Below are 19,375 nucleotides of genomic sequence, written 5' to 3' on the forward strand. Positions count from 1 at the left end.
CTCTACTATCACCGAACAGACATACTAAGATGGCATTTGTTTCGTTATTATCAACACAGCGTTGCTAATCTTTGATACCTCCGATACTGGATACGCCTATGGACCGCATCGATGCCATGCGCACCTTCGTCACGGTGGTGAGTGAAGGCAGCTTTACCCGGGCCGCCGACCGGCTGGGCATGTCCCCGCAACTGACCAGCAAGTACGTGTCCCGGCTGGAACAGCATCTGGGGGTGCGCCTGCTGAACCGCACCACCCGCAAGCTTCACCTGACCGAAGCGGGCGCGAGCTATCACCTGCGCGCCCAGCAGGTGCTGAGCGACATCGAAGATATGGAACACCAGATCGGCAACCTGCAAACCCAGGCCCGCGGCGTGTTGCGCATCAGCGCGCCCGTATCTTTCGCCATTCGCCACCTGCCTCCGCTGCTGCAGGCGTTTCAAACGGCCCATCCGGCCGTGGGGGTCGACCTGCAACTGAACGACCGTAAGGTCGATCTGGTGGACGAAGGCTTCGATATCGCGCTGCGCATCGGCCAGCTGAAAAGTTCTTCCCTGATCGCCAAGCGGCTTGCTCCCGTGCGGCTGGCGCTGTGCGCTTCTCCCGCCTACCTGCGGCAACACGGCACCCCTCAACACCCGGAAGATCTGGGCCACCACCGTTACCTGCATTACAGCTACATGGAACTGGACACCAGCCAGACCTTGCACCGCTGGCTGCAAACCGCTGCGCAGAACGGCAACCACGGCATGGTCAGCAACAACGGCGACGTTCTGTTTGAAGCCGCCCTCGCCGGCGCGGGCATCGTGCTGCAACCCACTTTTATATCGGGCGCGGCCATCAAAGCCGGCAAACTGCAGGTGCTTCTGACGGACTATGAGCCGGAGCCCATCGGGCTTTATGCAGTTTATGCCCACCGGCAGTTGCTGGCGAGCAAGGTGCGCAGTTTTATCGACTTTGTGGACGGTTACTTCGGCGACCCGCCTTACTGGGACTGAGCTTGTTCACACCCCTGCACGCCACCTGAGCCAGCCCGTGCGTCGCGCTCGGGTTAAGAGACCCATCCTGGCCCAAGGCATTGAGTGCGCTCCCCCCTTTCAACGCACTGGGGAGGACCGGGATGGCCCGGGTTGGCAGCATGGTTTATATTGCGTACCCGCTGCCCACGACCGTTGCAGCCCGGGCCGGGCTGCGTACCACTTAGCGGCTGCGGCGCCCCTCGACGTGCCCGGTCCCAAGGCGCGCAGGATGTTGTGCAGAACCTTGCGTATTGACGGCCCTGCTCAGGTTCGGTTGGTGAGCATGATTTTACCGGTTGCCGTGGCCACCTGCTCGGACCTCTGGTTGTAGCATTCACCGGCCAGAACGGCGATCCCGCCGTTGATTTTCGGCTTGGCCAGCAGCTCGGTGACGGTCCAGTTAACGGTCAGGGTATCGCCCGCGAACACAGGCGACAAAAACTGGCAATTGTGCTCCAGGTAGGCCACCGCGGTGCCGTAAAAATACATCCCGATGGAGGCCGACATGAACGCCCCGGTCATCGGCCCGTGGAGGATGCGCTGGCCAAAACGGCTCTTGGCACAAAATTCCGCATCGCTGTGCAGCGGGTTGAAATCCCCGAACATTCCGCACGCCTGACTGATGTGTGCGTCGGTAATGGTCAGACTCTGCCCGAAAGTTTCGTTTTCGCTCAGTTCGTCAAAGGCCTTGCCCAAAAAATTCATACCTTCTTTCCTTATGCGTCAGATTCAAGTGCCCGCAGAGCGCCGCGAATGATTTTCCCGGTGGTCGTCAGCGGCATTTCTTCAATAAACTGAATTTCCCGTGGGTATTCATGGGCCGCCAGCCCTACCCGCACATGCTGCTGCAATTCCCTGATCAGTTCCGCACTCTCAAGGTAGCCGTCTTGCAGCACAATATACGCCTTGACGATTTCGGTGCGTACCGGGTCTTTTTTACCAATGACCGCCGCCAGTTTGACCGCCGGATGCTTGAGCAGGCAGTCTTCTATGGGGGCCGGCCCGATGCGGTACCCCGCACTGGTAATCACGTCATCGTCCCGACCCACGAAATAAACGTAGCCGTCGGTGTCCAGGCGCCCCTTGTCGCCGGTCATCAACCACCGCCCGGTATACTTTTCTGCGGTGGCTGTCGGGTTTTCCCAATAACCCAGCATCTCACTGGGGTTGGGGCTGGCTACGGCAATATTGCCCACCTCACCCACCGGCACCGGCTGGCCCTGATCGTCCACCACCGCCACCTCAAAACCGGGCACCGCGGTGCCTATGGCTTCGGGTTTCTGCAGTCCCTGGCTCGCACAGGAGGACAGCACCATATTGCACTCGGTTTGCCCATAAAACTCGTTCATGCGCACCCCAAGCACCTGCTCGCCCCATTCCAGCAGCTCCGCCCCCAGGGATTCTCCGCCACTGGCCACCGAACGTAACTGCAGCTGCCATTGCTCAGGGCGCTGCACATTGCGCAACAGCTTGAGCGCCGTGGGTGGGAAAAACACATTGCGGATTTGCAGATCCTGCAGCAGCTGGAAAATATCCTCCGCCGAAAACTTTTCTGCCCGGTAGGCCACGACCGGCACACCGAAATACAACGAGGGCAACAGCACGTCCAGCAAGCCACCGATCCATGCCCAGTCCGCCGGCGTCCACATGCGGTCGTTGGCCTGCGGAAACAGGTCGTGGGACACCTGGACCCCGGGCAGGTGGCCCAGCAGGACCCGCTGAGCATGCAGCGCGCCCTTGGGGTGTCCAGTGGTGCCCGAGGTGTAGATAATGAGGGCCGGATCTTCCATCCGGGTCGGGTGATTGCTGAACTCACGGCTCTGTGCCGCCACTTCCTGCTGATACGACAGCGCGCCCGCTTTGCCCTCTGACAAGCCCACCACATAGCAACTGGTCAAGGCCTGGTGATTGCCCCATAACGGGCTGATCTTTTCAAAACCTTCCAGATCCGTCACCAGAGTGCACATGCCACTGTTGCTGACCCGGTGCTCAATGGCGTCAAACCCGAAGAGCTTGAACAGGGGAACGGCGATGGCCCCCAGTTTGTAGATCGCCATGTGGGTGGTGGCCGACTCGATCCCCTGAGGCAACATGATCCCCACCCGATCACCCACCCCTACACCCTGCGCCCTGAAACTATTGGCTAACCGGTTCGCCTGCTCCTGCAAGTAACCAAAACTGTACTCAACCACACTGCCATCGGGGTTTTTCTGGATGATCGCCGGCTGATCAGGCGTGTCCGCTGCCCAGCGATCACAGCACACCTCGGCAATATTAAAAGGCTGCTCGGGGTTATCCCAGCCAAGCAAGCTTTCAACCTGTTCTGTAAGCATCATGGTATCTCTCTCATTATTTTTTGTTGCCAGGCGCCGGTTGCGGCAGAACCTCCGGCGGTCTTGGCTCTGCCATCTGGCTGCTACTTGTTGTTGCTGCACCTTAAAGTGAGTGCCACATACTAGATTGACGTTTACGTTGACGTCAATCTTGACGGACATGGTGATGAGCACCCGTGCTCTGCGTGTCAGCTGACCCCGGCCGCCGAACCGAGTCAATGTTTGCCTGATCTCCGATCTGTTCATAAACTGTCAATTGAGTGTACCCAACACCATCCGCCCGCCGGCATCTCTGGCGGTTGATCTTCTGACCGAGGTTTTAAGAACGAGTGTGACCTACGCTTAATTGCAGCTGACACGGTGGCTGGCAGATTGATCTGCAACCGGGGAGTGTGCCCCGCGCATGATCGATATAAAAAGGAGTTTGAGAATGCCTTGTTTACGGAAAGCCCAGATTGGTAGTGCGTTACTCATTGCAACCTGTGCCGCAGCCCCGGTTGCCGCTGACAACCATCAAACCCAGCAACCAACCCCCGTCGGCCAGGCGCCGGCCGAAACCCAGCAAAGCAAACCCCAGGTCGAAGGGCTGGCCGATATCGGCGGGGTGTTGACCCCTGCGGGCAAACTGATTCTTGAACCCGCGTTGCAATACTCTCACTCCGACGTCAACCGGTTAACGTTCCGCGGCATCGAAATTCTCAGTTCGCTGGGGATCGGGCTTCTCGAAGCGGTGGATGCCGACCGGGACTCGGTGATCGCCTCCCTCACCGGACGACTCGGGTTGACCAATCGATTGGAACTAGAGGTCAAGGTACCCTATTTGTACCGCGACGATGAGGAAACAGTGGCCATCCCCCAGGTGGATGACTCGAACATTTCCAACAAGCTGTACGGTGACGGGATGGGCGACATCGAAATCGCCCTGCACTACCAGCTCAACGGCGGCCAGAATGGCTGGCCCTTTTTCATCGCCAATGCCCGGGCCAAACTGAACAACGGCGACGGGCCGTTTGATGTGCCCAGAACCGCCGAAGGCATTGAAACCGAACTGGCCACCGGTAGTGGTTTTTATTCCTACGAACCCAGCATCACCATGCTGTTTCCTTCGGCACCGGCGGTATTCTTCTCCAACCTCGGCTACCTGTTCAATATCGAAGACACGATCAACAAAACGTTTGCCGAACAAACCATTGGCAAGGTTGATCCGGGCGATGCGGTCCGATTCAGCTTTGGTATGGCTTACTCCGTCAACGAGCGGGCATCCTTTACGCTGGGGTTCAAGACCGACTTTATCCAGGGGTCCGATTCCGAAATCAACGGCGAAACCTTCAGCAGCTCCAATCTGACCATCGGCTCCATGCTGATGGGGTGGTCCTACCAGCTGACCCCGAACACCGGCATTAACCTCAACCTGGAATTAGGCGTTACCGACGATGCACCCAATATGCTGATGACCTTTCGGGTTCCCGTCGCAGTGGGCACCCTGTGGCGCTAGTTCAAATACAACAAAGCCCACGCCGGATCCGGCAGTGGGCCTGAGGAGACGGGGAACTCAAGCACTCAGCGGTGTGCTGATGGTCCTTTAATGTTTACTGAACATGCCTCCGGCCAGTTTACTCAGGGCGGCCGCTTTGGCGGCCTTACCCGCGGCCTTGGTGTTGGCCACCTGAATCTTGATATTGAGTTTGTGGCTGGCCTTCAAATCGGATGCGTTGCTGATGATGGTGCTGATGGCGGCATCCTGGGTCAGCTTGTGCAACGCTGCGGTGAAGCCCTTGTTGCTGTTGACCACCACGCCGCTGAACCCGTTGGCGTTGTCCAGACCGTCCAGCGACACATCCGTGGGGGCATGATCAGCAGCGGACAGGCCCGTATCCGGCCCGACCAGGACCGCTGAGGCGTCACCGGTGACGGTTCGGGTGCTGCCATCGGTGACCGTAGTATCGCCGGTGATACTGGAACTGCTGTACTGCAGGGCCGCATCGTTCATGCTCCCGAGATCACTCAGCATCTGGGAAACCACCTGGGCGCCCTCGGCAGTAATGTTGAAGGCCGTTTGCAGCTCGATGCTGTCAATCACCGTACTGAGGGTCGCGCCGAATTTCAGGTTCAGACCCGCAACGGAAAAACCACCGCGCATCTCCCCCATTTCGTCCCGATGAATTACCGGCAGGCCCGCATAGGCGTCCACCAACAGGTCCGTAGCCGGTAGCGGCGTCTGACTCGGAATGCGCTCACTCAGCATGTCGGCGGCCAGGGGTGGCGCGGCTAGTATCAGCGCGCCACCCATCAGCCACGCTGTAACGCTTCTGTTTGAATTCCCTGAATTTTTCATAATCATTTACCCAGCTCATTGCGACCAGGCAGATTCAGCAGCATTGGTCCGATAGCCGCCCGGCTGACCCCCTTGGCAATCGGGGGTTGGGGGCGAATACGCCAATCTCTGTCACTGTTGAAATTCTCTCTGGCAATATTGGCATAGGATCTGGCCCCGAGAATGGAGCCATTCCAGATGGTTTCAAAATGCGCACGCGGCACGACAACGGAACCGACCGCCGGGTCGGCAACCAATACATGGTTTTGATCCAGCCCCTTGACCACCACAAAGTGCTGGTAGCCCTGAGTGTTGATCAATGTGATACCCGGCATCCCTATTTTCATCAGCTTGTCCAGACTCATCTTGAAGCCGTCGGAACGAAAGCCCCGGCTGTCGAGGTAGCGCTTCATGTCCAGCATGGAAAAGCCGTTCTGTTGTATTTTGGCGCGATCACCTGCGGTGATCATTGCTTGGAAGACGTCTTCTTCACGGGTGGGCAGGTTGTAATGGTAGGTCAGCAGGGTCGCAACGGCCGCCGATCCGCAACTGAAATCGTATTGCTGCCGAATGACCGAATCCCAGCGCATCTCCTGCAGACTTTTGGTTTGTAGGTTGAAAGCACCAAACGGGTTGGAAATGTTCACCGCCCCCGCCGTCGCTGTTACCGGTACGAATGCCGCGATCAGAGCAGCCCCTGTAAACACGAGTGTGCTTAACACAAGTTTCATTTAACCTCTCCCTTGTTTACCTGCCTCCGCCGTCATCCTTGATGCCTCTGGCTGTGAACAGACCTCATCAAGATCATCCGTTTGCTTTGCATGCACTATTCCGCCAGGTACACGCTGATACCTACCGCCGAATTCACCGCGTTGTTGTGTCCGGTAAAGATATTGAACAGCCCCACACCCTCGAAATTTTCCAGCGCCTGTTGCTCGATGGTGATGGCACCTGTGGTCATGGTGTTAGCGTTGAAGGAACTGTTACTGACCGACGCATCCAGTTCCTGAATGCTTTGCACATTGGTTAATTTGTCTCGACCGCTTGAGTCGGCGAGTTCTTCAGCGCCCATTGTGTCCAGCTCTTCCAAAGACGCGGATTCCCAGGACTCAACTTCCGTGTCAGCGGCCACCGGCCCGGCAAGAAAGCCGGCAACGGCCAACACAAACGACATGCTGACCGGTCGGGCAATAAACTTGTTCATGACCCTTTACTCCTTCTGTTGCAGCAGCGAGGGACCAACCAGGCTGGCGAACTGAACGCCCGCCAGCCTGCATGCCGGATTACTGGGTACCACCACCAGCACCGGTACCACCGATGTTAACGTTGCTATGAGCAGCCACGTTGGTAGCGGACAACTGGGAGTTATAGATACCAGTTGACAGGTTCATGTTGGCAATACCGCCAAACACACCAGAACCCACGGTCATAGTGGCCGAACCAGTGGTCACGTTACCGCCAGCGCCAGCACCACCAGCACCGCCGGTTCCACCGTTACCACCGGCACCACCGGCACCACCGTTCGCGTTAACCGCACCACCGGCGCCAGCCAGCGCATCCGCTGTGCCGCCATGACCACCAGTGCCGCCGTTGCCATCGGCTGTGCCACCGTTACCGTCGGCGGAGCCGCCAGTACCATTGGCATGGCCCGCAGTCGCGGTGCCACCGTTGCCATCGGCTGTACCGGAGGTTGCAGTACCACCCATGCCATCGGCAGTGCCGCCAGTGCCGCCGTTACCGTCGGCGGTACCACCGGTTCCGGCCATGCCGTCAGCGGTGCCACTGGTGCCGCCAGTGCCGTCAGCCATACCGCCGGTACCGGTACCGCCAGCTCCACCGTCACCACCACTGCCGTCTTGCGTGGTTGTATGGGTGTTGGTCTGGGTAGCCGATCCTGCCGGAGGTACGTCGTTATTGTTGCTTTGTGGGTTGGCGTTGCTGTTGCCACCATCGGCATAGCCGCCATTGGCATCACCGCCGTAGCCGTCGGCCACTCCGCCATTACCATCCGCATCACCAGTTGAACCACCATTACCATTGGCGTTACCCGCACCGCCGCCGTTACCATCGGCATCGCCACCGGTGCCGCCATTGCCAAAGGCCTCGGCATAGCCACTGGAACCACCGTTGCCATCCGCAAAGGCGTCGCCACCGGTGCCGCCGTTGCCATCGGCACTACCGCCGTTACCTTGCGCGTTACCGCCGTTGCCATTGGCGTTGCCACCGTTACCGCCAGCACCGCCATTGGCATTACCGCCATAGGAGGTGCCATTAGCGTTGCCGCCGTTCGCACCGGTGGCCGCATCGCCGCCGTGTCCGCCGGTACCACCGACACCACCATAAACAGTGATGCTGTTACCGGTCACATTGGATTCCAGAGTCTGATAGGCAATGACTTCGGTCACCTCGTTGAAGGATTCACTCCAGGCACTGGCGTCACCACCTCGACCTGCAGTACCACCAAAGCCATCGGCACCGGTTGCATTGCCGGTGGCGGTTGCGTTGCCGCTGTTGTTGCCGCCATCGGCCATACCGCCACTGGCGTCGCCGCCATCAGCGCTCCACATGCCATCGTCCCCATTGTCCTGGGTGGAGTTGTTGGTGTTGGTCTGCGTGGCCGTGCCTTCCGGTGGCAAGTCGTTGGCGTTGGTGCCGCTGGCAGTGTTGCTGGCATTACCACCATCGGCATTACCGCCGTCTGCAGAGCCACCATTGGCAGTACTGTTGGAGCTGTTGCTGCCATTGGCGTTGGCGTTACCCTGATTGGTACCACCAGTGCCATGAGCGTCACCGCCCTGGCCGCCGGTTGCCGAAGCGGTCGAATTCACCGTGTTTTGCTGATTTTCTCCGAAGTTGAACTTGTTAATCGGGTTGGCATTAACGTTTGAGACTGCCAGTACAAGGCCCACCAGCGTGGACCCTGCGAAGACTAGAGATTTGTTCATTGTTCCTCTCCCTCTATTGTCCTGCCAGATGAAAGCCTTCTAAACTGCCTATCTGGCCAAGGTGAACAATGCGCCCCTTTTTTCTTCCACTGCACACATTGTCCAATGCTGCATCTCTTGATACGTTCAACGACGCAACGAATGAAGCATCACCAAGTCTTACGCATATTGCGTACCCAAATTTTTAACCTATGTTTTATTAATAACTTGTAAGCCGCTCAGCGCGGCCACCTCCGCAGCCAATGTAAAAAACCGTGACAGAGCGATTTGCAGCAACTTTCGGAGAATTTTTGCAAGCCTCTGATATACAAAGGCCGCTTTCACCCAGCGGCGCCTATGGCGCGGAGACTCAGGATATGCATGTAAAAGAAATTGACATTCGTCGGTGCAAACCACCCGAACCACAGGTGCCGCGTTGCGCCAAAACAGAGTGACTGGGCGCAACACTAAATCGTATTACCCCACACTGCCTGAAGCCCATCAACAAGCTTAACCCATTGTTTTAATGAACAATCAGGAGCAGAATTGCCCAGGTTGCCTGCTCCACCCAGTGCACCGGGCTCCCCGGGGGCGCTGACCCAAAAGCCCCCGCCAGAAAGCAGAAAGGCCAGTCAGTGACTGGCCTTTCTCCAATAGTGGTAGCGGGGAGCAGAAGCGCCCAGCTTCTGCGGCAGCAGCATTACGGCGCGAAGCGCCCATAAAAAGTGCTGACTCAAAAAGCCCCCACAAAAAAACAAAAAAAAGACCAGTTATTAACTGGTCTTTTTTATTTGGTAGCGGGGGCTGGATTCGAACCAACGACCTTCGGGTTATGAGCCCGACGAGCTACCAGACTGCTCCACCCCGCATCAAACTGTGTCATCTATTCTGACTCTGAGCTCGCCTCTTGGTCGGGCTCAAACACGAAGGTTGATGACTCCCTTCGGCTTTCTAAGGTTGGGAGCCCGATAAACAATCAGACTGCTCCACCCCGCATCAAACTGGTTTTGATTGAAGACTGCTCTCAATCAAAGTGCGCGTATAGTACGGGCTGGTGCGGGGTAAGTCAAGGGAATATCGCTTCTTTTTTAACGCTCCAGGATGGCGGTCACGCCCTGACCACCGGCGGCGCAGATGGATATCAGGCCCCGGCCGTGGCCTTTCTCTGCCAGCAGTTTCGCCAGGGTCGCGATGATCCGTCCACCGGTGGCGGCGAAGGGATGCCCCGTGGCCAGACTGCTGCCCTTGACGTTGAGCTTGCCGCGATCAATGCTCCCCAGCGGCCCCTCCAGACCGAGACGCGTTTTGCAAAACTCCGGATCCTCCCACGCTTTGAGCGTCGCCAGTACCTGGGCTGCAAAGGCTTCGTGGATTTCGTAGAAATCAAAATCCTGCAATCGGAGGCCGGCCCGGGCGAGCATTCTGGGTACCGCATAGGTGGGCGCCATCAGCAGCCCTTCTTCACCACTGGCAAAATCAACCGCCGCCACTTCCGAATGGGTGAGCCAGGCCTGCACCTCATGTCCGTTTGCCTGGGCCCATTGCGCACTCGCCAGCAGCACGGTGGAGGCCCCATCGGTAAGCGCGGTGCTGTTGGCGGCCGTCAGTGTACCGTTGGTCCGATCAAACGCCGCCTTCAGGGACGCCATTTTTTCCAGCGTCGTGTCCGGGCGCAGCACGTTATCCCGCCTCAGACCGGCCAGCGGCATCACCAGATCGTCATAAAACCCTTCCTCATACGCTGCCGCCAGATTCTGATGGCTTGTATAGGCCAGCTGGTCCTGCGCCTCCCGGGCAATATGCCATTCATGGGCCGTCACCTGGCAGTGCTCACCCATCGACATACCCGTACGGGGTTCGCTGTTACGGGGCGTTTCGGGGGCCAGCTGGGCGGGACGGAAACGGCCGAGTACCTTCAGACGTTCGCCGAGGGTACGGGCCCGGTTCAGGTCCAGCAGAATATCCCGCAGCCCCTCACTCACCATCAGGGGCGCATCGGAGGCGGTGTCGGTGCCGCCGGCAATGCCACACTCAATCTGCCCCAAGGCAATTTTATTGGCCACCAGAATGGCCGCTTCAAGCCCGGTACCGCAGGCCTGCTGAAGGTCATAAGCCGGTGTTTCCGGGGCCAACCCGGAACTCAGTGCGGCCTCGCGGGTCAGGTTGAAGTCCCGGGAATGCTTGATCACCGCACCCGCCACCACCTCCCCCAAGCGCTTGCCCTGCAGACCATAACGGTCCACCAGCCCCCGCAGGGCGGCGGTGAGCAAATCCTGATTACCCAGTTTGCTGTAGGCGGTATTGGCCCGCGCAAACGGAGTGCGAATCCCCCCCAGCACCGCCACCGGCACCAGAGTAACGTCAGTCGTTGGTGCCGCCGGCGCTTTGGTTGTCTTAGCATGAGCCTGTGCCATAGTAATACCCTGTAGCCAGTGTGATGGTACCAAGCGCAAGGAGCCGGACCCGACAATGCAGGACCTTTACTTCAAACTCGTCAATACCGCATTCGGTAAAACCGCGGCCCAGTCGTTAGGTCTGCCATCCCCTATTCCGCTGGTTCGCTGGAAACGCAGCAACCAGCCCTTCATTGAAGGCGAGGTGCTGATGGGTTCCGCCGCCGGCAGTCAGGCCATTGCCGCCCTTGGCGACATACTCAGCGCCAGTGCGGCCCAAGTGTTCTATGCCAGTGGCGTGGGATCTTTGCGGGATTCTGAAAAGGCCAGCTCCAGGGCCCAACCGCTGAGACTCACCGGCGAACTCGACACTTCCTTTGCGGCTCTGGTGTTCGACGCCACCGGCATTACCGATACCACTGAGCTTAGAGCCCTGTACGACTTTTTCCACCCCACCATCCGTAAACTGGCCAGCAACGGCCGAATCCTGATCATCGGCCGGCCCCCCGCCGAATGCAGCCCGCCGGCTTTTGCAGCCTGCCAGCATGCGCTTGAAGGTTTCACCCGCAGCCTGGGCAAAGAAATCGGCCGCAAAGCCGCCACCGCCAATCTGCTCAGAGTCAGCCCCGGCGCGGCCGCCCGTCTGGAATCCAGCGTACGTTTCTTTCTGTCCCCTCGCGCCGCCTATGTGTCCGCGCAGGTGGTGCACATTGGTGAGCCCGACACAGCCGCCATCACCGTCAACCCGGTAACGCCCCTGACGGGTAAGGTGGCGCTGGTCACCGGCGCCTCACGGGGCATTGGCAAGTCGATTGCGGAAACCCTGGCCCGTGACGGTGCCACCCTTCTGGGCGTGGACATTCCTGCCGCCGACGAAGAATTGCAGCAACTGACTCATCGTCTGAAAGGCAGAGCCCTGACCTGCGACATCACCGCCGCCCATGCGGGGGCGACCATTGCGGAGTTTGTGAAAACCCATTTTGGCGGCGTTGATCTGGTGATCCACAACGCGGGCGTCACCCGTGACAAAACCCTGGGCAAGATGCCAATGCACTTCTGGGACATGGCGATTGCCGTCAACATGAGCGCCGCACAAGCCATCGATGAACAGCTGATGGCCCACAACCTGATTCATGACAACGGGCGCATCGTTTGCGTGTCGTCGCTCAGTGGCATCGCCGGCAACTTTGGCCAGACCAATTACGCCACCGCCAAATCCGGGCTGATCGGCTACGTGGAGGCGATGGCTAAAGAACTGCAACAGGGTATCACCATCAACGCGGTGGCCCCGGGGTTCATCGAGACGCAGATGACCGCGGCCATGCCGCTGACTGTGCGTGAGGCCGGACGGCGTATGAACAGCCTGTCGCAAGGAGGGCACCCCATCGACGTCGCCGAGACCATTGCCTGGCTCTGTCACCCCGGCTCGAGCGGTGTGAATGGCAATGTGGTGCGGGTGTGCGGACAATCCCTGCTCGGCCGTTGAGCGTCCACGGCAAAACCACCGATGCGCCGGACAGGAGCACGAAACAGCGAGGGACTAACAGGAAGCCGTTAACACGGGTCGATACTGCGGGCACTCCGGCATCGCAGAAATCCGACAGATTGATACCAAGGGCATCAGGGGGGTGTAACCAAAAGAAATGGTGGGTGGTACTGGGATCGAACCAGTGACCCTCGCCTTGTAAGGGCGATGCTCTCCCAGCTGAGCTAACCACCCAAGGGAAAAAAATGGCGGAGCGGACGGGACTCGAACCCGCGACCCCCGGCGTGACAGGCCGGTATTCTAACCAACTGAACTACCGCTCCGCATAACCTCAACCCGGGCACTCCAGGTTGTCGGTTGTCAATCGGGTTAGGGTGACCCGACTGAGCTGAAAATTGGTGGGTGGTACTGGGATCGAACCAGTGACCCTCGCCTTGTAAGGGCGATGCTCTCCCAGCTGAGCTAACCACCCAACTTTCCAGCCATTGGCTAAATCAGCGTTGCTGTCTTAACCAATTGAGATGCGCATTCTAAGCATTTTTCTGGCGCTGTCAAACCTTTTACACAAAAAAATGAAATTAACAGGAAAACCCACACAAATTGCACAACATACGACCAACCCGCTGATTATTCGCACAATAACGCCTGATGCTAGCGGGCCTTCAGGGCATCCACCTCCGCCGACAGCCTGACCAGACGGGAGGTTAGCTGGGCCCGACTGGCATCAATCGACTTGACCGTGTTCTGCAATTCGGCGAGCTGACGCTGGGCTTTGGCGAGGGCGGCCCGGGAGGCGACCTCCGAACTATTTTTCTCCACAGCCTGCAACCGACTGGCGATCTCCGCCCGGCCGAGCTGCTGCTCCTGTTCAAACCGGGCAAGACGCTTGCTGATCTGGTCGTCCACCCCGGCGACGGATTGTTGCAGGCTAAGGACCTGCTCACGGGCTGCTGCGTCCGCCTGTTCGAGTGCGGTCAGCTGCTGGCTAAAACCGGCTTTCATGGTATTGAGTGTTTCCCCCCAGGCGAGCAAGTCGGACCGCTGGGTTTGCAATTCCGCCTGCAGCGTTTGCAACTGGGCCAACTGCTCGTCCAGGCGCTTCTTGTTGCGCTCGTTGGCCACCACCCACAACTTGCGGATTTCGCTGTTGGCGGTTTTCAGATCCGCTTGCTGTTGCGCCAGCTTCTCCGCCATCGTGCTGCCCGTTTCCTGAAGACTTTCACCGGTCTGACTCAAGGTGCTCTCGAAACGGGCCAGCGCGAGCTTGCTTTGCCGGGCCCAATAGTCGGCTTCTTCCAGCTGCCCTTCCAACACGCTGATGCGCCGTCCCTGCTCCAACCACACCCCCGCCAGCGCAACCGCCAGAACGACCAGCAGAAAGTACACAATCGCCGTCCCTTTGCTACCCCTGGCGGCAGGCTTTACGGACGCATCCGGTCTAGACTCTTTAGTGACCCGGGGCTTTTTTTGCACACCTGCCGTTGGCTTGTTTGCCGGTACCGCTCTCAGGTCTTCGTCATCGGGACGAATGGGTTCCATAATCACCTCAGTTTTATGAATGGAGAATTGCAGCCAGAATGGATAATACCTGCCACGATTCCGGTTTGCATGGTTCGCGGCCAGTACATACAATGGCCGGCTTTCTTGACTCACTTCAGGACCGTTGCTTATGCAGCCGCTAGTAGGACTCATCATGGGCTCCAAGTCGGATTGGCCGACCATGGAAAACGCCGCCCGCATGCTGGACAAACTGGGAGTTCCTTATGAGACCCGCGTGGTTTCAGCTCACCGGACCCCCGACCTGCTGTTTGATTACGCCAAAAGTGCAGCCGACCGCGGCCTGAAGGTGATCATTGCCGGTGCCGGTGGGGCCGCGCACCTGCCCGGCATGGCGGCATCGCAGACGTCGTTGCCGGTACTGGGCGTCCCGGTGCAAACCAAAGCCCTCGACGGTATGGACTCCTTATTGTCGATTGTCCAGATGCCCGGAGGCGTCGCGGTGGGCACCATGGCCATCGGGAACGCCGGGGCCACTAACGCCGGCCTGCTCGCGGCACAGATCATTGGTACGTACGACGCCGGGGTGCGCCAGGCGGTTGATGAGTTCCGTGCGCAGCAAACCCAGACAGTACTGGACAATTCCGACCCCCAGGCTTCCTGACTCACTTCCCGCTACAGGAGAACCCCCATGAGAATTGGCGTTTTAGGCGCAGGACAACTTGGTCGCATGCTGGCTCTGGCGGGTTACCCACTGGCCAAGTCGTTTGTATTTTACGACATGTCGGGCAACCCAAGCGCCGGGATCGGTGATGTGGTGGTTGACCCGCTGAACAACCGGATTGAGGATTTTCTCAGCCAGGTGGATCGGGTTACCTATGAGTTTGAGCATCTGCCGGTAGCCATCGCCGAAACCATTGCCCAGCACAAACCCGTGCATCCGTCGCCCCGTTCCCTGCAAATCTGTCAAAACCGCGAAGCCGAAAAAACCCTGTTCGGCCAACTGGGCATTCCGACCCCCCAGTGGCAGATTGCCGACAGCGCCGAATCCTTGCAACAAGCGGCTGAAGCATTAGGCTGCCCGGTGGTGGCCAAATCCAATACAGAAGGCTACGACGGCAAAGGCCAGGCCGTGCTGCGCAGTCCGGAAGAAGCCGCCGCAGCCTGGGAAGCCATCGGCCACCCGCGGCTGATGGTGGAAAAGTTCGTCGATTTCAGCCGCGAAATCTCCATGATCGCCGCCCGGGGCCAGGACGGCCACATCGTTATCTACCCGATGGCCGAGAACGTTCACCACGACGGCATTTTGCGCTATTCGGTGGCACCCGCCCCCGGTCTCAGCGAGGCCACCCGCGTGGAGGCCGAAAAACACATGCGCGCCTTGCTGAACGAACTGGATTACGTGGGTGTGCTCACTCTGGAGCTGTTCGCAACCCGCGACGGTCTGGTCGCCAATGAAATGGCCCCGCGGGTCCACAACTCCGGCCACTGGACCATCGAGGGCGCGCACACCAGTCAGTTTGAGAACCACATCCGTGCGGTCAGCGGGCTGCCGCTGGGCAACGCCGAAGCCCGCGGCGTCAGCTGCATGATCAACATCATCGGCCAGCACGGTGACACCAAACGCATTCTGGAGCTGCCCTACACCCACCTGCATCTGTACGACAAGGCCGAGCGGCCGGGACGGAAGCTGGGCCACGTGAACATCCTCGCCGACAATTACGAGGAGCTGGTGTGGCGGGTGCGCAACTGCGCCGAATTCCTGCCCGGCTCACCGGAATTCAGCTGTTCACTGACCGAGGGTTGAAATCCGCTACCTGCGCCCCCATATTGGTTGGCACAGGCGAGATTGACGACGCCTTAATTATAAATCCACGCCTGCAGCAGGTTTTCGCTGCCAGGTTAAATGAGAGAAACCAGGGAGAACGACCTCATGGCATTTGAACTTCCAGCCTTGCCGTACGAAAAAAACGCACTTGAACCCCACATCTCTGCCGAGACGATTGACTACCACTACGGCAAGCACCACAACACCTACGTCACCAACCTCAACAAGCTGGTTGAAGGTACTGACAACGCCAACAAAACTCTTGAAGAGATCGTCAAGAGTTCCAGCGGTGGTCTGTTCAACAACGCCGCCCAGGTCTGGAACCACACCTTCTACTGGAACTGCCTGAGCCCGAACGGTGGCGGTGAGCCCACCGGCGCAGCGGCCGAAGCCATCAACAAGGCGTTCGGTTCCTTTGAAAACTTCCAGAAAGAATTCGACGCCAGTGCCGCCGGCAACTTCGGTTCAGGCTGGACCTGGTTGGTGAAGAAAGCAGACGGCAGCGTGGCCATCGTTAACACCAGCAACGCGGAAACCCCGCTGACTTCAGACGACAAGCCGGTCCTGACCGTTGACGTCTGGGAACACGCCTACTACATCGACTACCGCAACTCTCGCCCCAACTACCTGGAGGCGTTCTGGAAGCTGGTCAACTGGGATTTCGTGAACGAAAACCTGGCGTAACACCGCTGTTGTTGCCTTGATCCATGGTCGGCCCGTACAGGCGACCGGAAAAAAACGCCCGCTCCGGGCGTTTTTTTCGTTCACCACACAAATCATTACCAACTTATGGTTCAAAGTGTGGTAGAAATACACGATAATCATACGCCTGCAAGAGAATCGCTCCACCAACCGGGGTCACCGTCATTTTTCACCAACAACAAATACAAGCTGAATGATACGTTTCTTCCAGATTGAACAGCACCTCGGTTACAAGATCCTGCGTTGGGTGTTAACGGTGGCGGTGGTCTCCGGTATTCTGCTGAGCGTGACCCAGGTGGCCCTGGACGCCAAGCGCGTGTCTGCGGAGCTGGACGAACAAGCCCAGAAAACCCTTAAGCTGATGGACGACGCCGCCACCCAGGCCGTCTTCAGCCTCGACCCCGATCTGGCCCGCCAGGTCGTCGACGGCCTGCTCGAGCAACCCTTTATTCACCTGGCGAAAATCGCCGACCCCGATGAGACCATTCTGGAACAAAAATCCCGCCCGCTGATCATTGGCTGGTTCCGCTTCCTCACGGATACGATTTTCGGAGCTGACCGTGCCTATCACATCGATCTGACTCACAAGCTGGCACCCGGCGAGGTGTTCGGGAACCTCGAAATCCATTACGACACCGCTCCAATGGCCACCATCTGGCTCAAACGTGCGCTGCTGTCCATCAGTTCTGGTATTGCCCAGGCGCTGTTCCTGTCGCTGCTCCTGTTCATGGTGTATCACTGGCTCCTGACCAAGCCGCTACTGGACATTGTGCAGGCCCTCAAACAAGTGAACCCGGAACACCCGGACGACCGGCTGATCACCGTACCTGCGGGCCATGCCAAAGACGAACTGGGCTTGTGGGTCAACACCACCAACAACCTGCTCGTCGCCATTGCTGCCAGCAATCACAAACAGCGCGAGGTGGAAGAACGGATTACCCGGATTTCCCAGTACGATCAGCTGACCGGCCTGGCGCGCCGGGAAACCCTGCTCCGCCAACTCGACACCGCCATCAACAATGCCCGTGACACCAAAGGGGTGGTGGCCGTCTATTGTATGGGCGTGGACGATTTTAACGGTGTCAATGACCAGCACAGCTACGCCGTTGGCGACCGAATCCTGCAAATCCTGGCGGAGCGGCTTGGACACACCCTCCAACACGCGCAGTTTGAAATCGCCCGCCTGAGTGGCGATCAGTTTGTGGTGGTCGAAAAAAACCTGGTGGATGGGTTTCAGGCCGCCGCCACCGCCGACCGATTGCTTGAGCAGCTGAGCGCCCCCATACACCTGCACCATCGGGAAATATCCGTCACCGTCACCATTGGCATAGCGCTCTATCCGGCCGACTCGCTGCAAGCGGGCCGCCTGCTGCAATGCGCCGAACAGGCCATGACCCTGGCCAAGGAATCCGGCAACAATCATTTCCAGTTTTACGTCGAGAGCGTGGGCCAGGAAATCCGCGAGCGCCGCATGCTGGGCAAGGCGTTGTCGTTTGCGCTGCAGAACCGCCAGTTTCATCTGGTGTATCAACCCCAGATCAGTCTGCAATCGGGACGGGTCAGTGGGGTCGAGGCGTTGCTGCGCTGGCGCCATCCGGACCGGGGATTGGTCCCGCCCGATGAGTTTATTCCCCTGGCGGAGCTCAACGGCACCATCGTCCCCATTGGCCACTGGGTGCTGGACGAGGCCTGCCGGCAAGCCGCCCTGTGGGCCGAGCAGGGGCTCAATCTGCGCATCGCCGTCAACCTGTCGGCGGTGCAGTTACGCCAACCCAACATCGTCGAATCCATTCTGGCGGCCCTGGCCCGCCACAAAGTACAGCCGGGCAAGCTGGAGCTGGAAATCACCGAAACCAGTTTTATGACCAATCTGGAAGACGCCATCGTCAAACTGCAGCAACTGAGCCGACAAGGCATCTGCATTGCTGTGGACGACTTCGGCACCGGTTATTCATCCCTGACCTATCTGAAACGGATGCCCATCAAGCACCTGAAGATCGACAAACAGTTTGCCAGCGACCTGCTGGTGGACGACGAAAGCACCCAGATTGCCAACACCATCATCGACCTGGGCAGCAGCCTGAACCTGTCGGTCATTGCCGAAGGCGTGGAAACCGCCGAGCAGGAATATTACCTGCGCCAGCGGGGCTGCCAACTGGCGCAAGGATACCACTTCAGCAAACCGATACTGCCTGAAGACATGGCGGCCTTTGTTGCCGGGTTTCATCGGCGTTTTGCAGAACACACCCTCTGAACAATAAGGATTTCGTGGCATGACCAACACTCTCATCGGCCTGGGCGTCATTACGGTTGTTATTGTCTATCTGGTGATGATTTATAACCGTCTGGTGACCCTGCGCAACCAATTCAAAAACGGCTTCGCCCAGATCGATGTCCAGCTGCAACGCCGTCACGACCTGATTCCCAATCTGGTGGAGTCTGCCAAAGCCTACATGAAGCACGAGCAGGCCACCCTGACCCAGGTGATGGAAGCCCGCAACGGGGCGGTCTCGGCGCAGCAAAACGCCGCCCGGGATCCCGCTGACGGCGCCAAGATCAAACGCCTCGGCAGTGCTGAGAGCCTGCTCACCAACGCGCTGGCGAACTTTTACGCGGTGTCGGAAAACTACCCCGAACTGAAAGCCAATGAAACCATTCAGCAGCTGATGGAAGAGCTCGCCAGCACCGAAAACCGGGTTTCCTTCGCCCGTCAGGCCTACAACGACGGGGTCATGGTGTACAACACCTTCCGCGAGCAGTTTCCCAACAACATCATTGCCGGTTTCTTTGCTTTCAAACCCACCACCCAGCTGGAACTGGAATCGCCCGAGGCTCGACAGGCACCCGCCGTTTCCTTCTGACACCACGTTGCAGATAAA

At 58.6% G+C, this 19,375-nt stretch carries 16 protein-coding genes and 4 tRNA genes; 8 read left to right on the plus strand and 12 right to left on the minus strand.

Annotation, left to right across the window (positions count from 1 at the left end):
- Positions 1-98: 98 nt before the first annotated feature.
- On the plus strand, positions 99-998 hold the full coding sequence (locus BG841_RS00545) for a LysR family transcriptional regulator (RefSeq protein WP_070055880.1): 900 nt from the start codon (positions 99-101) through the stop codon (positions 996-998).
- A 285-nt stretch (positions 999-1,283) separates the two neighbouring features.
- On the opposite strand, the gene BG841_RS00550 is transcribed toward BG841_RS00545, so the two are convergent.
- Positions 1,284-1,724, minus strand: a complete 441-nt coding sequence (locus BG841_RS00550) for a MaoC family dehydratase (protein ID WP_070055881.1) — start codon at positions 1,722-1,724, stop codon at positions 1,284-1,286.
- Positions 1,725-1,735: 11 nt separating this feature from the next.
- The gene (locus BG841_RS00555) at positions 1,736-3,355 is read right to left on the minus strand and encodes an acyl-CoA synthetase (protein ID WP_141737035.1); all 1,620 of its coding nucleotides are present in this window, start codon (positions 3,353-3,355) and stop codon (positions 1,736-1,738) included.
- A gap of 427 nt (positions 3,356-3,782) precedes the next feature.
- On the opposite strand from BG841_RS00555, the gene BG841_RS00560 reads away from it, so the two are divergent.
- Positions 3,783-4,847, plus strand: coding sequence for a transporter (locus tag BG841_RS00560; protein ID WP_070055882.1), 1,065 nt, complete (start codon positions 3,783-3,785; stop codon positions 4,845-4,847).
- Between the two features lie 87 nt (positions 4,848-4,934).
- On the opposite strand, the gene BG841_RS00565 is transcribed toward BG841_RS00560, so the two are convergent.
- The 6 genes from BG841_RS00565 to BG841_RS00590 all read right to left on the minus strand — a co-directional run bounded on the left by BG841_RS00565 (position 4,935) and on the right by BG841_RS00590 (position 11,004).
- Positions 4,935-5,687: a hypothetical protein gene (locus BG841_RS00565; protein ID WP_141737036.1), complete on the minus strand. Its 753-nt coding sequence runs from the start codon at positions 5,685-5,687 to the stop codon at positions 4,935-4,937.
- Between the two features lie 2 nt (positions 5,688-5,689).
- Entirely contained in the window at positions 5,690-6,397 is a 708-nt protein-coding gene (locus BG841_RS00570; RefSeq protein ID WP_070055884.1) for a C39 family peptidase, read from the minus strand.
- A gap of 95 nt (positions 6,398-6,492) precedes the next feature.
- Positions 6,493-6,870: a hypothetical protein gene (locus BG841_RS00575; RefSeq protein WP_070055885.1), complete on the minus strand. Its 378-nt coding sequence runs from the start codon at positions 6,868-6,870 to the stop codon at positions 6,493-6,495.
- 79 nt (positions 6,871-6,949) lie between these two features.
- Positions 6,950-8,611: a hypothetical protein gene (locus tag BG841_RS17000; RefSeq protein WP_070055886.1), complete on the minus strand. Its 1,662-nt coding sequence runs from the start codon at positions 8,609-8,611 to the stop codon at positions 6,950-6,952.
- 771 nt (positions 8,612-9,382) lie between these two features.
- Positions 9,383-9,459 (minus strand) — tRNA-Met (locus BG841_RS00585).
- Between the two features lie 219 nt (positions 9,460-9,678).
- Positions 9,679-11,004 carry an acetyl-CoA C-acetyltransferase gene (locus tag BG841_RS00590; RefSeq protein ID WP_070055887.1) on the minus strand — a complete coding sequence of 442 codons (1,326 nt, stop codon included), beginning with the start codon at positions 11,002-11,004 and terminating at the stop codon, positions 9,679-9,681.
- Positions 11,005-11,059: 55 nt separating this feature from the next.
- Between BG841_RS00590 and BG841_RS00595 the strand changes: the two genes are divergently transcribed.
- Positions 11,060-12,469 carry a 3-oxoacyl-ACP reductase gene (locus BG841_RS00595; protein WP_070055888.1) on the plus strand — a complete coding sequence of 470 codons (1,410 nt, stop codon included), beginning with the start codon at positions 11,060-11,062 and terminating at the stop codon, positions 12,467-12,469.
- A 158-nt stretch (positions 12,470-12,627) separates the two neighbouring features.
- On the opposite strand, the gene BG841_RS00600 is transcribed toward BG841_RS00595, so the two are convergent.
- The 4 genes from BG841_RS00600 to BG841_RS00615 form a co-directional block, all read right to left on the minus strand.
- Positions 12,628-12,703 (minus strand) — tRNA-Val (locus tag BG841_RS00600).
- A gap of 12 nt (positions 12,704-12,715) precedes the next feature.
- Positions 12,716-12,792 (minus strand) — tRNA-Asp (locus BG841_RS00605).
- A 73-nt stretch (positions 12,793-12,865) separates the two neighbouring features.
- A tRNA-Val gene (locus BG841_RS00610) sits at positions 12,866-12,941 on the minus strand.
- A 179-nt stretch (positions 12,942-13,120) separates the two neighbouring features.
- Positions 13,121-14,008, minus strand: a complete 888-nt coding sequence (locus tag BG841_RS00615; RefSeq protein WP_070055889.1) for a hypothetical protein — start codon at positions 14,006-14,008, stop codon at positions 13,121-13,123.
- A 130-nt stretch (positions 14,009-14,138) separates the two neighbouring features.
- On the opposite strand from BG841_RS00615, the gene purE reads away from it, so the two are divergent.
- The 5 genes from purE to BG841_RS00640 all read left to right on the plus strand — a co-directional run bounded on the left by purE (position 14,139) and on the right by BG841_RS00640 (position 19,357).
- Entirely contained in the window at positions 14,139-14,630 is a 492-nt protein-coding gene (gene purE / locus BG841_RS00620) for a 5-(carboxyamino)imidazole ribonucleotide mutase (protein ID WP_070055890.1), read from the plus strand.
- 27 nt (positions 14,631-14,657) lie between these two features.
- Entirely contained in the window at positions 14,658-15,773 is a 1,116-nt protein-coding gene (locus BG841_RS00625; protein WP_070055891.1) for a 5-(carboxyamino)imidazole ribonucleotide synthase, read from the plus strand.
- Between the two features lie 126 nt (positions 15,774-15,899).
- A complete protein-coding gene (sodB, locus tag BG841_RS00630) occupies positions 15,900-16,478 on the plus strand; it encodes a superoxide dismutase [Fe] (RefSeq protein WP_070055892.1) in 579 nt (192 codons plus the stop codon).
- A gap of 211 nt (positions 16,479-16,689) precedes the next feature.
- Positions 16,690-18,750 (plus strand): putative bifunctional diguanylate cyclase/phosphodiesterase, encoded by a 2,061-nt coding sequence (locus BG841_RS00635; RefSeq protein WP_070055893.1) that lies wholly within the window; start codon positions 16,690-16,692, stop codon positions 18,748-18,750.
- Between the two features lie 19 nt (positions 18,751-18,769).
- On the plus strand, positions 18,770-19,357 hold the full coding sequence (locus BG841_RS00640; RefSeq protein WP_070055894.1) for a LemA family protein: 588 nt from the start codon (positions 18,770-18,772) through the stop codon (positions 19,355-19,357).
- Positions 19,358-19,375 lie beyond the last annotated feature (18 nt).

Source organism: Marinobacter sp. X15-166B (assembly GCF_001752365.1).
Taxonomy (GTDB): Bacteria; Pseudomonadota; Gammaproteobacteria; order Pseudomonadales; family Oleiphilaceae; genus Marinobacter.

Bases quoted from the DNA above. Each gene is read 5' to 3' on its own strand.
- BG841_RS00595 (WP_070055888.1), top strand. From the start codon at position 11,060: ATGCAGGACCTTTACTTCAAACTCGTCAATACCGCATTCGGTAAAACC.
- BG841_RS00570 (WP_070055884.1), bottom strand. From the start codon at position 6,397: ATGAAACTTGTGTTAAGCACACTCGTGTTTACAGGGGCTGCTCTGATC.
- purE (WP_070055890.1), top strand. From the start codon at position 14,139: ATGCAGCCGCTAGTAGGACTCATCATGGGCTCCAAGTCGGATTGGCCG.
- BG841_RS00590 (WP_070055887.1), bottom strand. From the start codon at position 11,004: ATGGCACAGGCTCATGCTAAGACAACCAAAGCGCCGGCGGCACCAACG.
- sodB (WP_070055892.1), top strand. From the start codon at position 15,900: ATGGCATTTGAACTTCCAGCCTTGCCGTACGAAAAAAACGCACTTGAA.
- BG841_RS00640 (WP_070055894.1), top strand. From the start codon at position 18,770: ATGACCAACACTCTCATCGGCCTGGGCGTCATTACGGTTGTTATTGTC.
- BG841_RS00625 (WP_070055891.1), top strand. From the start codon at position 14,658: ATGAGAATTGGCGTTTTAGGCGCAGGACAACTTGGTCGCATGCTGGCT.
- BG841_RS00555 (WP_141737035.1), bottom strand. From the start codon at position 3,355: ATGATGCTTACAGAACAGGTTGAAAGCTTGCTTGGCTGGGATAACCCC.
- BG841_RS00575 (WP_070055885.1), bottom strand. From the start codon at position 6,870: ATGAACAAGTTTATTGCCCGACCGGTCAGCATGTCGTTTGTGTTGGCC.
- BG841_RS00615 (WP_070055889.1), bottom strand. From the start codon at position 14,008: ATGGAACCCATTCGTCCCGATGACGAAGACCTGAGAGCGGTACCGGCA.
- BG841_RS00550 (WP_070055881.1), bottom strand. From the start codon at position 1,724: ATGAATTTTTTGGGCAAGGCCTTTGACGAACTGAGCGAAAACGAAACT.
- BG841_RS17000 (WP_070055886.1), bottom strand. From the start codon at position 8,611: ATGAACAAATCTCTAGTCTTCGCAGGGTCCACGCTGGTGGGCCTTGTA.
- BG841_RS00565 (WP_141737036.1), bottom strand. From the start codon at position 5,687: ATGAAAAATTCAGGGAATTCAAACAGAAGCGTTACAGCGTGGCTGATG.
- BG841_RS00560 (WP_070055882.1), top strand. From the start codon at position 3,783: ATGCCTTGTTTACGGAAAGCCCAGATTGGTAGTGCGTTACTCATTGCA.
- BG841_RS00545 (WP_070055880.1), top strand. From the start codon at position 99: ATGGACCGCATCGATGCCATGCGCACCTTCGTCACGGTGGTGAGTGAA.
- BG841_RS00635 (WP_070055893.1), top strand. From the start codon at position 16,690: ATGATACGTTTCTTCCAGATTGAACAGCACCTCGGTTACAAGATCCTG.